This window comes from Collinsella sp. TF06-26 (genome assembly GCF_002232035.1).
Classification (GTDB): domain Bacteria; phylum Actinomycetota; class Coriobacteriia; order Coriobacteriales; family Coriobacteriaceae; genus Collinsella.
Genome location: NZ_NKXR01000007.1, coordinates 96,471 through 110,351 on the forward strand (window position 1 = coordinate 96,471; position 13,881 = coordinate 110,351).

General features: G+C 60.3%; 11 protein-coding genes and 1 riboswitch. Of the genes, 5 read left to right on the forward strand and 6 right to left on the reverse strand.

The window, feature by feature from the left end; all coding sequences use genetic code 11:
* Positions 1–114: 114 nt before the first annotated feature.
* Positions 115–2,832, reverse strand: a complete 2,718-nt coding sequence (locus tag CHY22_RS05630) for an EAL domain-containing protein (protein ID WP_089572910.1) — start codon at positions 2,830–2,832, stop codon at positions 115–117.
* A 319-nt stretch (positions 2,833–3,151) separates the two neighbouring features.
* On the opposite strand from CHY22_RS05630, the gene CHY22_RS05635 reads away from it, so the two are divergent.
* On the forward strand, positions 3,152–4,021 hold the full coding sequence (locus CHY22_RS05635; protein WP_089572912.1) for a patatin family protein: 870 nt from the start codon (positions 3,152–3,154) through the stop codon (positions 4,019–4,021).
* Positions 4,022–4,257: 236 nt separating this feature from the next.
* Here CHY22_RS05635 and CHY22_RS05640 read toward each other — a convergent pair whose 3' ends face one another.
* The 3 genes from CHY22_RS05640 to thiM are packed head-to-tail and all read right to left on the reverse strand — an operon-like array spanning position 4,258 to position 6,134.
* On the reverse strand, positions 4,258–4,953 hold the full coding sequence (locus tag CHY22_RS05640; RefSeq protein WP_089572914.1) for a thiamine phosphate synthase: 696 nt from the start codon (positions 4,951–4,953) through the stop codon (positions 4,258–4,260).
* On the reverse strand, positions 4,950–5,291 hold the full coding sequence (locus CHY22_RS05645) for a thiamine-binding protein (protein WP_233502832.1): 342 nt from the start codon (positions 5,289–5,291) through the stop codon (positions 4,950–4,952). Before CHY22_RS05645 ends, CHY22_RS05640 begins: the two co-directional genes overlap by 4 nt.
* Positions 5,292–5,294: 3 nt before the next feature.
* A complete protein-coding gene (gene thiM / locus CHY22_RS05650) occupies positions 5,295–6,134 on the reverse strand; it encodes a hydroxyethylthiazole kinase (protein ID WP_089572916.1) in 840 nt (279 codons plus the stop codon).
* Positions 6,135–6,185: 51 nt separating this feature from the next.
* Positions 6,186–6,296: riboswitch (TPP riboswitch) on the reverse strand.
* 163 nt (positions 6,297–6,459) lie between these two features.
* Between thiM and CHY22_RS05655 the strand changes: the two genes are divergently transcribed.
* The 4 genes from CHY22_RS05655 (at position 6,460) to CHY22_RS05670 (ending at position 11,021) form a co-directional block, all read left to right on the forward strand.
* On the forward strand, positions 6,460–7,368 hold the full coding sequence (locus CHY22_RS05655; RefSeq protein WP_158551172.1) for an HAD family hydrolase: 909 nt from the start codon (positions 6,460–6,462) through the stop codon (positions 7,366–7,368).
* Between the two features lie 10 nt (positions 7,369–7,378).
* Positions 7,379–8,275 carry a LysR family transcriptional regulator gene (locus CHY22_RS05660; protein ID WP_089572921.1) on the forward strand — a complete coding sequence of 299 codons (897 nt, stop codon included), beginning with the start codon at positions 7,379–7,381 and terminating at the stop codon, positions 8,273–8,275.
* A 155-nt stretch (positions 8,276–8,430) separates the two neighbouring features.
* Positions 8,431–9,564 carry a 5-methyltetrahydropteroyltriglutamate--homocysteine S-methyltransferase gene (locus tag CHY22_RS05665; protein WP_168170426.1) on the forward strand — a complete coding sequence of 378 codons (1,134 nt, stop codon included), beginning with the start codon at positions 8,431–8,433 and terminating at the stop codon, positions 9,562–9,564.
* A gap of 122 nt (positions 9,565–9,686) precedes the next feature.
* On the forward strand, positions 9,687–11,021 hold the full coding sequence (locus CHY22_RS05670) for a uracil-xanthine permease family protein (RefSeq protein WP_089572925.1): 1,335 nt from the start codon (positions 9,687–9,689) through the stop codon (positions 11,019–11,021).
* Positions 11,022–11,078: 57 nt separating this feature from the next.
* Here CHY22_RS05670 and CHY22_RS05675 read toward each other — a convergent pair whose 3' ends face one another.
* Together CHY22_RS05675 and CHY22_RS05680 are read right to left on the reverse strand one after the other, a co-directional pair.
* Positions 11,079–11,744 carry an alpha/beta hydrolase-fold protein gene (locus CHY22_RS05675; RefSeq protein WP_089572928.1) on the reverse strand — a complete coding sequence of 222 codons (666 nt, stop codon included), beginning with the start codon at positions 11,742–11,744 and terminating at the stop codon, positions 11,079–11,081.
* A gap of 207 nt (positions 11,745–11,951) precedes the next feature.
* The gene (locus CHY22_RS05680) at positions 11,952–13,649 is read right to left on the reverse strand and encodes a hypothetical protein (RefSeq protein ID WP_089572931.1); all 1,698 of its coding nucleotides are present in this window, start codon (positions 13,647–13,649) and stop codon (positions 11,952–11,954) included.
* Positions 13,650–13,881 lie beyond the last annotated feature (232 nt).

Below are 13,881 nucleotides of genomic sequence, written 5' to 3' on the forward strand. Positions count from 1 at the left end.
CTTGGGCAGAACAACGGTTTGTATCATATCCCCAATTCGGTTTGAATTGGGGATATAAGTTAGCTAATGGAGACAAATGTCCCCTTCGGCGGTGGTGTTTTGCGCGCGAGCGTATCAGTTGTTTTTGCCACCATCGAGCAATGCCTCAAAATCATTCGCCGGCATGGGGCGGTAGTAGAGGAAGCCCTGAGCGTAGCGGGCGCCCATGTGGCGTAGTATGTTTGCCTGCTCATTTGTCTCGACGCCTTCGACCACGACGGGCAGATGGAGCGACTGCGCCATCTCGAGCATCGATGACACGATCTGCGCGCTGCGGCCTTGATCGCGGTCGGTGGGCACAAAGGTGCGGTCGAGCTTGATGACGTCGACGTTGACGTTCTTGAGCATCGCGAGCGTGGACTGGCCGGTGCCAAAATCGTCCATATAGGTCGAGAAGCCGCGGGTGTGCAGGTCGGCTGTCAGTTTGTCCACGGCCTCGGACTCCCCCGTATAAGCCGTCTCGGTGATCTCGATACGCATGAGCTCGGGCGGTAGGTTGTATTGGGCGGCGAGCGCCCCCATATGTTCGGCAACGTCGCAGGCAAGGATATCCACGCGCGACACATTAAGCGAGACCGGAACCACGCGAAGTCCTCGATCGATGCGCCCGCGCAGCCACGAGGCGACACCCTGCCAAATGTACTTGTCGAGCGTCACCACAAAGCCGCTTTCCTCGAGTGCGGGGATAAACGTTGCGGGCGAAATGAGAGAGCCGTCCTTGTCAATCCAGCGGGTGAGTGCTTCGGCGCCAATGATCTCGCCGGTTTCCATATCAACCTGGGGCTGCAGGTAGTAGGTGATGCGGTCGTTTGAGAGCGCATACTGGAACTCGGTGAGGGTGCGGTGAAACGCCACCTCGCGCTTGTATTCCTCGGGGCGAAAGACGGCGATGCGATCCTTAAAATCGTTTTTGGCGCGCCGATTGGTAAACATGGCCTTGGCCTGCGCGTCGATGGTGATTTCCTCGTTGGGGCCGATGGGGCAAACGCCCATGGACGGCCAGAAACCCACGCCGTCATCATGCTTGGCCACGGCGGCGCGAACGCGGTTATAGATTTGATGGACGGTGTTGTGCTCAAAGGGGATGAGAATGCAAAAGTCGTCTTGGCCCCAGTATCCTGCGACGCCCATCTCGGCATTCTCGATGTCTTTGAGGACCGTGCCCACATCGGCGAGCACGCGGTCGCCCTCGGCCTGTCCGTGCCATTCGTTGAACAGTCGCATATGACCCATGTCGACGGTGGCGATACACCAAGCGGCGTCGCGCCTTGTCTTAAGAAATGCGTTGGCACGCCGCATAAACTCGCTGGGTCGATAGAGGCCCGTGAGCGTATCGATGCGTTCGGCGACGGCGCTTTTACGCTCAATCTCGGGTATGGGGAGGCTGTCGTTGGGTGCAAGCCCGCCGGCGGCGCGAAGACGACGGTCGAGTTCGCCTAAAACAGCGGTCGCTTGATTGATTAAGCGCTCGTAAAAGGCCGGGACGACAAGACAGACGGGGGTAATGGTGTCGTTCGCGATTCGAACAGGAGCGAAAACGGCCTCTTTAAGATGATGGGTCAGTTGCTCGAATGCCTCGTGGTCCAGATCGTTGCTGAGCACGACGAACTGGGCGTTTCGCGAGCGGAAGACGCGACTTCTGCCGCGGGTGATCGATAGCATGCGGCCTGCGTATTCGGCGAGCATGTTGTCGACAGCCTCGGCCCCGTAGAGCTCGTTGAACTTTGCCGTGCCACAAACGCGGACCGCTATAAGCCCCGTCTCGCAACGGTCGCGACGACAGGCATCGATAGCGTTGATCAGCATACGCTGCGTTCCGAGGCCCGTGGCGGCGTCGACGGTCTCGGCGAGTGAGTGGTTAACAAGTTCGCCGACATAGAGCGAGGGGGTATTTCCGTCGCCGTCGATGCGAAACCCGCGAGCGCGGCAGAGGACGTAGTCGCCCGCGGCATTGCGCATGCGGTACTGCATGACGCGGCGGTGTTTGGAGCCATTATAGATTTGGTCGATGTCGTTGATGTAGGCCTCAAGGTCATCGGGGTGGACGCGCGTTTTCCAGTAATCGTGGCAGTTGTCTACATGCTCAGAAGGAAGACCGAGATCGCGCAGGGCGCCTTGTGACCATAGGGTGCGATGTTTGTCCAAGTTCTCGATAAAGCAATAACGGCCTTCGTTGAGCATCGAAAAGGCGTCAAAAACGCGATCGCTTATTTCGAAGTCGTCGGTGTGGACTTGCGCGATATTGCGTCGATCAAGATGCATGGCATGGCGTAGCTTGTAGTCGTACATGCGATGGTCGGCATCGAGTGTCATGCGATTGGAGACTTCACCCAGGGCGGGGTCGGCGTGCGACACTCCGTAGCTAAACGAGTGAGGCATCTCGGAATCGTTGTTTTTGAGTAGGACCGTTCGGCAGTGTTCCAGGCGCTCGGCGAGGTCGTCCTCGGTCGCAATCGTAGACAGGATGGCAAACTCGTCGCCGCCTATGCGAAACGCCGCCTCGTCCACTTTCATATACAGCTTGAGATAGAGACTTACCTGCAAGATATAGCGGTTGCCCTCGTCATGCCCAAAGACGTCGTTGCAGTGCTTAAGGTTATCGATGTCGATAAACGCCATGGTCACGGGCAGTTCCTGCTCCCAGATTTCCTCTAGGGAATGGGCAAAGCCGCCGCGGTTGCCAAGTCCGGTGAGCTGGTCGGTAAAGGCCGTCCTAATCAGATCATCCTGACGCTCGAGAAGGTCACGGACGGTCTTTTCGAGCGTTTCGGTGTAATTGCTGGCGGTGTCCATGTTGTAAGCGGCTTTCTGAGGTCGGGGCGGATGGCGTCGGGCGAGCTCGTAGTGTACACGCGTCGTTGCTCGGCGCCTTGCGTGTATCCAGGCCCCCGCCTTGCTGCGTTGTTGAGTTACTTTGCCGGCTAATGTTCGCTGTTGATAACAGCTGAGTAGTATAGACAACAGTGCACAATTATATATGGGCGCACATGCTGTGGGCGGCTATTATTCGCCAAACGGCAACGCCTGGGTGCGCATGAAAAATGCGACTGAGTCGATATATGTTGACGGGTATACTTGTCCCGTTTTAAAACGCAGGAACGGAGATGGTCACATGGCACAGCCGGATACGACGCGCACGGTGGGGCTTGCGCTCGAGGGAGGCGGCTACCGCGGTATGTATACGGCGGGCGTGCTCGACGTATGGATGGAGCACGGCTTAACCTGCGACCATATGGTGGGTGTCTCGGCGGGCGCGGCGTTTGGCTACAACTTTAAATCGCGCCAGATCGGCCGCGCCATTCGCTACAACAAGGCCTATTGCGCCGACAAGCGCTATGCGAGCGTGACGAGCTGGTTGCGAACCGGCGATATGTTCAATGCCGAGTTTGCCTATCATGAGGTACCCATCGAGCGCGATCCCATCGATCTGGAGGCATATCGCGCCTGCCCCATGCGGTTTACGTGCGTATGTACCGATCTTAAGACGGGGCAGGCCGTCTACCATGACCTGCCCTATGGCGACGAGCGCGATATTGAGTGGATCCGGGCGTCGTCGGCGATTCCCGTGGCGACGCGTCCTGTTGCCATCGAGGGTCGTAAGTACTTGGATGGCGGTGTTGCCGATTCCATTCCCAGCGCTTGGCTGTTTGAGCAAGGCTATGACCGCAACGTGGTGGTGCTGACGCAGCCGGCGGGCTTTGTAAAGCAGCCCAATAGCGTGATGCCTATGCTGCGTCGCGTGTATCGTCACTATCCGGAGTTTGTTGCGGCGCTTGAGCATCGGCACGAGGTCTACAATGCCGCGCTCGATGACCTGGCGCGTCGCGAAGCCGCTGGCGAGATCTTTGTGGTGCGGCCGAGCGAATCGGTGAAGGTGCCGTCGCTGTGCCGCGAGCCCGATGAGCTCGAGCGCATCTACCAGATCGGCCGCCGCGATGCGGAGGCGACGTTGCCCGCGCTGGAAGCGTATCTGGCGGGGTAGGGGCCGCGGTCGCGGTCGTCGGCGGAAAGCGCATCCCAGAATTTGCGCTCAAAACGGGATGCAGTTTCCCGGACGGCGGGTTTTGGAAACGGCGTCCCAGAATTTGCGTCTGGAATGGGATGCGGTTTCCCAACGGAGCTTCATGCGGAAAGCGCATCCCAGAATGGACGTCCAAACTGGGATGCGCTTTCCGCTATTGAAGATATGGGACTGCGGAGCAACTGCTCGGTCTAGGCTTATGCCTGCTGCCAGGTATCGACGAGCTCCTTGGCTGCGGCGTAGGGGTCGTCGGCACTGCAGACGGCGCTCACCACAAAGAAGCCGTCGACGCCGGTAGTCTTGAGCTGCGGCAGATCGGCCGTTTTGACGCCGCCGCCCACCACGATGGGCACGGGGCTTGCTGCATGGAGGGCAGCCAGGTCCTCAAAGCTCTTGGTGATGATGGAGCCATCTGCCGCGCGTCCGCAGTCGCGCTTGGTCTCGGTCTCGTGGAGCGGGCCGACGCCCAGGTAGTCGACCAGGCTCATGTCGGCGGTCTTGACGTACTCGAGCATCTCCTCGCAACGGGCCGAAAGGCCCACAATGGCATCGGGGCCCAGCAGCTTGCGGCAGACCTCGACGGGAATGTCGCTCTGGCCTACGTGCACGCCATCGACGGCAATGCCCTGCTCGCGCGCGGCAAGCACACAGTCCAGACGGTCATCGATTAACAGGGCGACCTGACCGGTCTTGCCGGCCTGTGCGATTGCCTGCGCGGCGTCGTCGGTCAGCGCAATGATCTCGCGGGCGCTTGCCACCTTGGAGCGCACCTGGATGCAGGTAAAGCCGGCGTCGAGTGCCTGGGCCACCACATCGCCCACGGGGCGTCCGAGGGTGTTTTCGGGGCCGAGTACCAGATAGGCCGAGATATCAAGGTTGTCGCGGATGCTCATCGTGCTTCCTCCTGCTTTTTGATCTGTGCTTCCATGCGCTTGAGTTTGCCGGTCATGGTGTCGGTAAATCCGGGTCGAATATCGGCTTTGAGCACGACTTCGGTGCGGATGCCCTTGCTCGCCAACACAAAGGTCGCGTCGCGCACGACCTGCATGACCTCGTCCCAGTCGCCCTCGATCTCGGTGAACATCGAGGTGGTGCGGTTGGGAAGGCCGCTCTCGCGAATGACGCGCACGACCTCGGCGACCTCGGCGGACAGCTCGTCGCCGGTGCCGCATGGGGCGATGGCCACGGCGACGAGCGTGTTCATGCCGGCATCGGTTGCGGGTTCGGACATGGCTTATGCCTCCTCGAGCTCGAGTCGGTTGTCGGCAATATCCTGGGCGGTTGCGCGGTAGAGCTCGTCGATAAAGGCGACCTTAAAGCTTGCCGGGGCATCGGCGACGGCGGCGGCACGCGTGCCGGCAACGTTGTAGACGGCGGTGCCGCAGACTGCTGCCGTAAACGGATCGGTAGCACAGGCGTACACGGCCAGCACGCCGCCCTGCGAGCAACCGCAGCCGGTGATCTTGGACATGAGCGGGCTGCCGCCGTGGGATTTGGCCACGGTCGTGCCGTCGGTAATCAGGTCGACTTCGCCCGAGACCACAACGGCGCCGCCGGTGTAGCGAGCGAGCGCCACGGCGGCGCCGCGGGCGGCGTCGACCGTGTCGGTGGTATCGACACCACGTACGCGGCTCAGATCGGCCGACTCGCCCTCAAGACCCCACAGGCCGGAGAGTGCGATGATCTCGGAGGCGTTGCCGCGTACGATGGCGGGCTTGTACTGCTTGAGCTCGTTTACCAGCTGGGTGCGCAGGCTACCGATGCCCAGACCCACCGGATCGAGCACCCAGGGCTTGCCGGCGTCGTGTGCCGCCTTGGCCGCGCGGGGAATCGTCTGCTCGTAGATGGGGAAGAGCGTGCCCATGTTGAGATAGATGGCGCCGCCGCCGGCAACGAGCGCCTCGCCCTCGTCGGGCAGATAGACCATGGCGGCCGAACCGCCCACGGCGAGCTGCGCGTTGGCGACAAAGTCGATCGTCACCGTGTTGGTGATGGAGCCGGCCATCGGATTGGTGGCTCGAATCTCCTCTACGGCCTTAACCACATTTTGCTTAAGCTGTTCCGAATCAATCACTGCACATGCCTCCTTGGCATAGAAAAGGGGCGCTGTGCATAGACAGCGCCCCTGTAAAGGCAGCATGCTCCCTACGCCAGCATTAACTGACAGGTTCAAAGGATTGGGCCCATTGCCCTCTCAGCCTTGTGGTTTGCACCGCCGGCACTCCCGCATCGAATCTGTTGTTCCCTATACTAGCGCACCTGCCAATATGGGACAGGTTTATTTTGGCAGGTGGCAACAGGGGCGCTGCATTTTCCCAGATAAAACCTGCCAAGATAAACCTGTCCCTTATTGGCAGGTCGTTACAATAGACGGGATAAAGAATGACCGAGGGGACCTTATGATCAAACTTGTGCTGACCGATATGGACGATACGCTGATTCCTGCTGGACACGATGGCGCCAGCGACTGCGCCATCGAGGGCATTCATGCCATGCAGGCGGCGGGCCTGCATTTTGGCCCGGTTTCGGGTCGCCAGCCGTCCGCGATGAGCTGGATGTTCCGCAATCGCTCCGAGTGCTTCTCGACCGGTGCGTTTTGCAACGGCCAGGTGATGTTTGTCGATGGCGAGGCGGTTGCCTCGCGCGCAACTGATAACGATGCCCTTATGCGCCTGGCCGACTACCTGGAGCAAGAGACCGACGATACCTATTTGAAGGTCTACCGTCTGGGTGATGGCTTTTGGGACAACGACGCCTATTGCGTGACAAGCGATCCCGAGCGTGTGCGTCGCGCCATGGAGTCAGGCGGCAACGCGTGGCTCAAGGGCGAAGAGGCTCCCTGTCGCCCTGTCGTTGACGATGCCCCGGTATACAAGGCGAATATCTGGAGTGCCCGTTCGCGCGAGGAGCTCGCCGAGCTGCGCGAGCGTGTTGCCGCCGAGGTGCCGGAGCTCTCGCTCGTGTTTCCCAACAACCGCGTGCGCCTGTTCGACGTTCTTCCGACCGGCTGGGACAAGGGCTGTGCTGCGCTGGAGCTGGCGCGCGCTTTGGGCCTGACGCCCGACGAGGTGGCCGTATTCGGCGATTCCGATAACGATTTGCCCATGATCGATGCCGTTCCCAATTCCGTTGCAGTCGCCAATGCCAACGAGGCCGTCACGGCTGCCGCGCGCTGGCATATCGGCGCTGCGGCAGATGATGCGGTTGCCGGGGCTCTGCATCAGATTGCCGTCTGCGCCGCGACGGGGGAGATGCCGTCGTTTATGCGTCAGATGGACGCGACGGGTTTCGACGTCACGAACGTCTAGGGAGAAAGCCATGAAGCTCCAGCAGCTCAGATATGTCGTCAAAGTTGCCGAATGCGGCAGCATCACCGAGGCCTCGCGCCGGCTCTTTGTGTCGCAGCCTTCGATTACCGCGTCAATTCGCGATCTCGAAAACGAGATGGGTGTACACATCTTTGAGCGCACCAACAAGGGCGTCATTGTGTCCGAGGAAGGCGAGACCTTCTTGGGCTACGCGCGCCAGGTGCTCGACCAGGCCGACCTGCTCGAGGGCAAGTACAAAGGCACGTCCGAGCAGGTGCCGCACTTTAGTGTGAGCTGCCAGCATTATTCCTTTGCCGTTAATGCATTTGTCGATGTGATCCGCGAGTTCGATGCCGCGCGCTACGACTTTACCCTGCGCGAGGAGCAGACCCACGAGATTATCGAGGACGTCGCGCATATGAAAAGCGAGCTCGGCATCCTGTACTTATCCGAGCATAACCGCGAGGTCATCGAGCGCATGCTCGCCGCCAACGAACTCGTATTCGAGGGGCTCTTCTGCGCCACGCCGCATGTCTTTGTATGCGCCGACCATCCACTGGCGGACCACGCCAGCGTGACGCTCGAAGATCTCGAGGACTACCCGTTCCTGTCCTATGAGCAGGGCAGCTATAACTCGTTTTACTATTCCGAGGAGCTGACCTCGACCTTTGAGCGTCGCAAGAATATCCGCGTGCGCGACCGTGCGACGTTGTTCAACCTAGCTATGGGCCTTAACGGCTACACGGTTTGTTCGGGCGTGATCAGCCATGAACTTAACGGCCCCGGCATTATCTCCATTCCGCTCGATGTAGACGAGTACATGGAGATCGGCATCATCACGCGCAAGAACACGACACTTACGCGCTACGGGCAGGCCTATATCGAAGCGATTCGTCAGCACATCTAGACTGCTGCGTTCTGCACGGGTCAAATCTCTTTATGGCAGTCCTAGCTGATATAGGAAACATCTATATCAAACTGTTATAAACATATATTTTACGATGGCCATATGAGCGCTCATACTCTGTCCCAGTAAAGCAACCAATGCAAAGGGAGATATCCATGAGCACTTCGATTCAACCGAACGCGCCGTTTCGCGCCGATATCGTCGGCAGCTTTCTTCGTCCGCAGGCCGTAAAGGACGCCCGCGCTGCCTATGCGGCAGGCACGCTTGATGCCGAGGGGCTTAAGGCCGTCGAGGACGATGCCATTCGCGATTTGGTGGCAAAGCAAAAGGCCGCCGGCCTGCAGGTCATCACCGATGGCGAGTTTCGCCGCAGCTACTGGCACCTCGATTTTATGTGGGGGCTGAACGGCGTCGAGCGTCGCACCTCGCGTACGGGCTATATGTTCCACGATGAGGAGACTACCGCCGACACCGCCGTGGTAACCGGTTCCATTAGCGGCGAGAATCATCCGTTCGTCGAGCACTTTAAATTTGTCAAGGCGCTCGAGGGGGAGGGCCAGGTCGCACGGCAAACCATTCCGGCGCCGATCCAGACGTTCTCTGAGGTCACGCTCGATCGCTGCGATGGCCAGCAGGAGAGCCTGCGCGCCGTCTACAAGACCGACGAAGAGCTCGCCGATGCCATCGCCGCAGTATATCGCACCGTGATTGCCGACCTGTATGCCGCAGGCTGCCGCAACATTCAATTTGATGACTGCACCTGGGGCATCTATTGCGATACCGACTTTGTGTCCAAGACCGGTATGAGTCCGGTTGACCTGCAAAAGGTGAGCGAGCTGGGCGTGGCGCTCAACAATGCTGCCATCGCGGGCAAGCCCGACGATCTGGTTATCAACACGCATGTATGCCGCGGCAACTACCACTCCACCTACGCTTTTGAGGGCGGCTACGACCCCATCGCGCCGTACCTGTTTGCGCATGAGGACGTTGACGCGTTCTATCTGGAGTTCGACACGCCCCGCGCCGGTGGTTTTGAGCCGCTCAAGTACGTTGCTCCCGGCAAGAAGGTCGTGCTGGGCTTGGTGACCACCAAGGCGGCAGAGCTCGAGAACGAGGATGTTATCGTCGAGCGCATCCGCGAGGCGGCAAAGTACGTGCCGCTCGAGAACCTGTATCTGTCTCCGCAGTGTGGCTTTGCCAGCTGCGAGATTGGCAACAAGCTGACCGAGGACGAGCAGTGGGCAAAGATCGCCCTGGTCAAACGCATCGCCGAGCGCATCTGGAAGTAGTGCTGCCGTTCGCAGGGGCGTCGTGGTCGGAGCGGCATGCATCGCGTACAATGGTTCGGATCGTATCGTTCGGGCAGGTAATCCGATATGCCCGAGCGCCCTTCCATTATGAAAGGACATCCATGTCCCAATCCTCGACGCCCGCCGTCGCCGATGCCATCTACGATGCGTCGTCGCTCGGTCGCCCGCGCATGTTCCTACTCGGTCTGCAGCATCTATTCGCGATGTTCGGTGCCACGGTGCTCGTACCCGTGCTCACCGGTCTCTCGGTGTCGGCGACCCTTTTGTTTGCCGGCCTGGGCACGCTGCTCTTCCACTTCCTATCGCGCGGCAAGGTGCCAGCGTTTTTGGGATCTTCGTTTGCCTTTATCGCGGGCTATGCCGCCATCGCGCCCAACGGCGAGGCCGAGCTTTTGCCCTACGCCTGCCTAGGTGTAGCCTGTGCCGGCCTGCTCTATCCGGTGCTGGCGGCCCTGTTTCGCGCGTTTGGTGCCAAGCGCGTTATGCGCTTCTTCCCGCCGGTAGTGACTGGCCCCATCGTCATTTCCATCGGCCTGATCTTGGCAAGCTCTGCCATCGCCAACTGCCAGACCAATTGGCTTGTTGCCGTTGTCGCTGTGGCGGTGATCGTCATCTGCAACATCTGGGGCCGTGGCATGGTCAAGATCGTGCCGATTCTGCTGGGCGTTGTGGTGAGCTATGCCGTTGCGACTGCGCTCGGCGAGGTTGATTTCTCGGGCGTCGCAGCCGCTCCCTGGGTTGGCTTGCCCGTCGTGTGGGATAACACCGTGTTTGCGCTCTTTGGCCCGCAGTTCGATAGCGGTCTTGCCACGACGGCCATCATCACCATTATGCCGCTGGCCTTTGCGACCATGATCGAGCATATCGGTGACATCTCGGCTATCGGCTCCACTTGCGAGCGTAACTACATCGCCGATCCTGGCCTGCATCGCACGCTGCTTGGCGACGGCCTGGCGACCATTCTCGCATCGCTCTTTGGCGCTCCGGCTAACACCACCTATGGCGAGAACACCGGTGTGCTTGCCCTAACGCGTGTGTTTGACCCGCGCGTGATTCGCATTGCCGCATGTTGTGCCATTGTGCTCTCGTTCTGCCCCAAGTTCGCGGCTGTCATTGCGGCCATGCCGGCGTGTGTAATCGGCGGCGTGTCGCTCGTGCTCTATGGCATGATCAGCGCCGTGGGCGTCCGCAACCTCATCGAGAACCAGGTCGATTTCCAAAACAACCGCAACGTGCTGGTGGCCGCCCTGGTGCTCGTGCTTTCGCTCGGCATTGCGTACAGCACCGCCGGCGCCATCGTGCTTGAGCTGGGCGGCGTGACGATTTCGCTTTCCGGCCTTGCCGTGGGCTCGCTGGTGGGCATTGTGCTCAACGCCATCCTGCCGGGTAACGACTTTGAGTTTGATGTCTCCGAGCTTGAGGAGGCTGCTGAGTAACAACTGCGTCCAGCTGAATCAAAAAATGGCGCCCATGCGTACGCGCGGGCGCCATTTTTAATGCGCCAATATCCAGTGGATGCCACGTGCCATGCGCAGATCGGTTTGGGCAAAGTGATTGCCGGGGTTGAGCTCCAGCGTTGTTGGAATGCCGCGCGCGATGAGCAGCGCTTCCGTCGCGCGCGTGTCGTCGAGCACATGCCGCATCATGCGGTTGGGCGTCTTGGTCTCTTTTTTGCCGAGCGACAGATAGACGGCTTGCGGGCTGCCGGCAAAAGGGGCCGTGCTGGCACGGTCGACAAAGTCGGGAAACCATAGCGACCCCGATGCGCTCGCGGCGCGGTCAAAGGCGTCGGTTTGCCAGAGGGACCAGAGTGCGAAGAGGCCCGCGAGCGAGTAGCCGGCAATGCCGCGCCAGGTGGGCGGCTGAGGAAGCGACGACTCGGCCTCTGGGATTATCCAGTTCAACAGCTCATCGAGAAATCCGGAAGCCTGACCGCCAAAGGGCTCGGCATCGCGCACGGTTCCGTCGCATCCCCAGGGGCTCAGCTCGCGATTCCAGTTGAGGCTGCCAATGCCGACAAGCGTGAAGGGCGGGCAGTTGAGCTCTCGGCAGCGTTCATAAACCTCCGCGCCGTCGCCCATGACCACGGGAAGATAGATGACTGGTGCGCTTTCGGCATGCTGTGCATGAACGGTTATCTGCTTTTGATGCGCTTCCATGACGGGCTTCTCTCGGCGTTGTGATATCGACGGCCCCCATTGTCGCACGCCGGCTCATGCAGGTTGGGCTAGACAAAAGACAATCTCGTGCATACCCTGCGGACGCATATGGAAAACGCCACCGCCGGAGGGGAGCTCGGCGGTGGCGTTGTTAAACGGTGCTGGGACTCGGGGCCTTCGCGGGAGCTGCCATGTGCGCAGAGGCGTCTACGAGCGTTTGCGGCTCGCCATGGTGCCTGCGGCGATAGCGGCTGTTCCCGCAAGGACGGTTGCCACGATGGCCGCACCCGAGGTGTCGCCGGTTGCCGCGAGCACGCCGGTGGCCTTGGCCTTCGTGGTTGCAACCGCAACGGTCTTGGTCGTCTTTGCGCCCTCGGGCTTGGGGTCCTGCTTGGACTCCGCGGGCTTGGTCTCGTCGGGCTTGGGGTCTTCCGGCTTGGCTACCTCGGGAGGTGCGATGACCATGCTCTTGGCGACAGCTTCGTTATAGGGGGAGTCGATCACAGCGTCGCCCGTGCCGATGGCTTGGCCTGCCTCGTAGATGCCGTTACGGAGCTTGCGATAGTCAATGACCTTGCCGCCTTCGGGCGTCTGGATGGCGGCGTTCTCAATCTTGATGGTGCCGATTGTCTTGCCGTCAGCGCTCATGGCACGGGCAAAGATTGCCGCTGTATCTCCTTCGGCCGTTACCTTGCTGCGGATGATCGAGATGACTGCGGGTGTGACGCCCTCGCTGGTCTGGGCGATGATGCCGATGTTCTCGCCTTGGGGCTCGGGGCTCGTCTCACCATCTTGGTTTTCGCTGTAGGGGATGGGGCCGTCGCCGTTCTCGACATAGCGGGCTATGGCCTTGACAACGGAGTCGCTGATGTAGATGTGGCCACCCTCCTCGTTGGGTCGATCGTTTCTGGTGGAGAATGCAGCCGAAACCTCGCCTTCCGCAAACGCGTCCACGGTGGAGCCGTTCTTGACGACGATGTCGTCCTGGTAGGTGAAGAGGGCGATGGCGCCACCGTATCTGCCTTTACTTGCACGGACCGTCACGTTTGCATGATCGAGGGTGATGCCCTTGTGGGCATAGACGCCATATTCAACACCGTTTACGTTGAGGGAGGCGTTTGTGGCTGCGAGGCTGCCCTTGGCCTCGACGGCAGCGTCTTTCTCGGAGCTTGCCTCGACCGTCCCGCCACCCTTGATGGTGAGGTTCTTGTCGGTTCCAATACCCTTGTCCTTGGTAGCCCTGGCGGTGACGGCTCCGCTGTCGTCAATCGTGATATTGCCGTTTGCCCTGATGCCATCCGATGCACCCGTGGCGTTGACGTTGCCCGAACCTTTGATGGCGAGATCACCCCCGGCATTGATGGCATCAAACCCAGTGCTCGTGGCGTTGACGGATCCGGCTCCGTCGATGTTGATATTACCCGTGGAGAGGATAGCGTCCTCAGTAGATGTCACGCTGAGCGTGCTGCCCGCGTCGCCTTGGATATTGAGCTCGGCATTCTCGTTAGTGCCATGAGAAACGTTGATGCTTTCGATCCATTCGGCAGTGACGATGTTGGTCCCCGAGTAATTCACGTTGAGCTTGCCTGCGGCCTGGATCTCGCCGCCGTTATAGTTGTTGAGCTTCAAGTCGTCGGCGCCGTCCCACGACCAGGTACCGGCCTCGTCGCTCGCCGCGGTGTTGTACTTGTTGCCGCCGACCTTGACCCATTCCGCTGCGAGCGAGACGCTCGGCATGAGCAGTGAGCTCACCGTGAGCGCGCACACGGCGCCCGTGACGATGCGGCGCGTCACGCGGCGCCAGCTGCCGTGCGCGAGTCCTATGCGACGGCGAACGTCGGGTTCGGCAACATGGGTTCCGGCGGTAGTGTCATTGCGTTTGGGGGTCGTGAACAAGGCTGCCATGGTTGCTCCCGTTCTCATAGGGCCTATACGACTAGATTCAGCGTATCTGCTGGATGTTGCCGGCGGTAGTGCCGTTTGGAGGGCAAAATGGCCAAAATGGGGGAGAAATAGGCCGCACGCCGGCGCAGGGACTGGCGCTAAAAGAAAAGCGCGGGGCCGCATGGCGACTCCGCGCTTTATTAAAGGCTTTAGCCTGTGCGGGGCGCGCAGCGCGCCGCATCAGAAACCACCC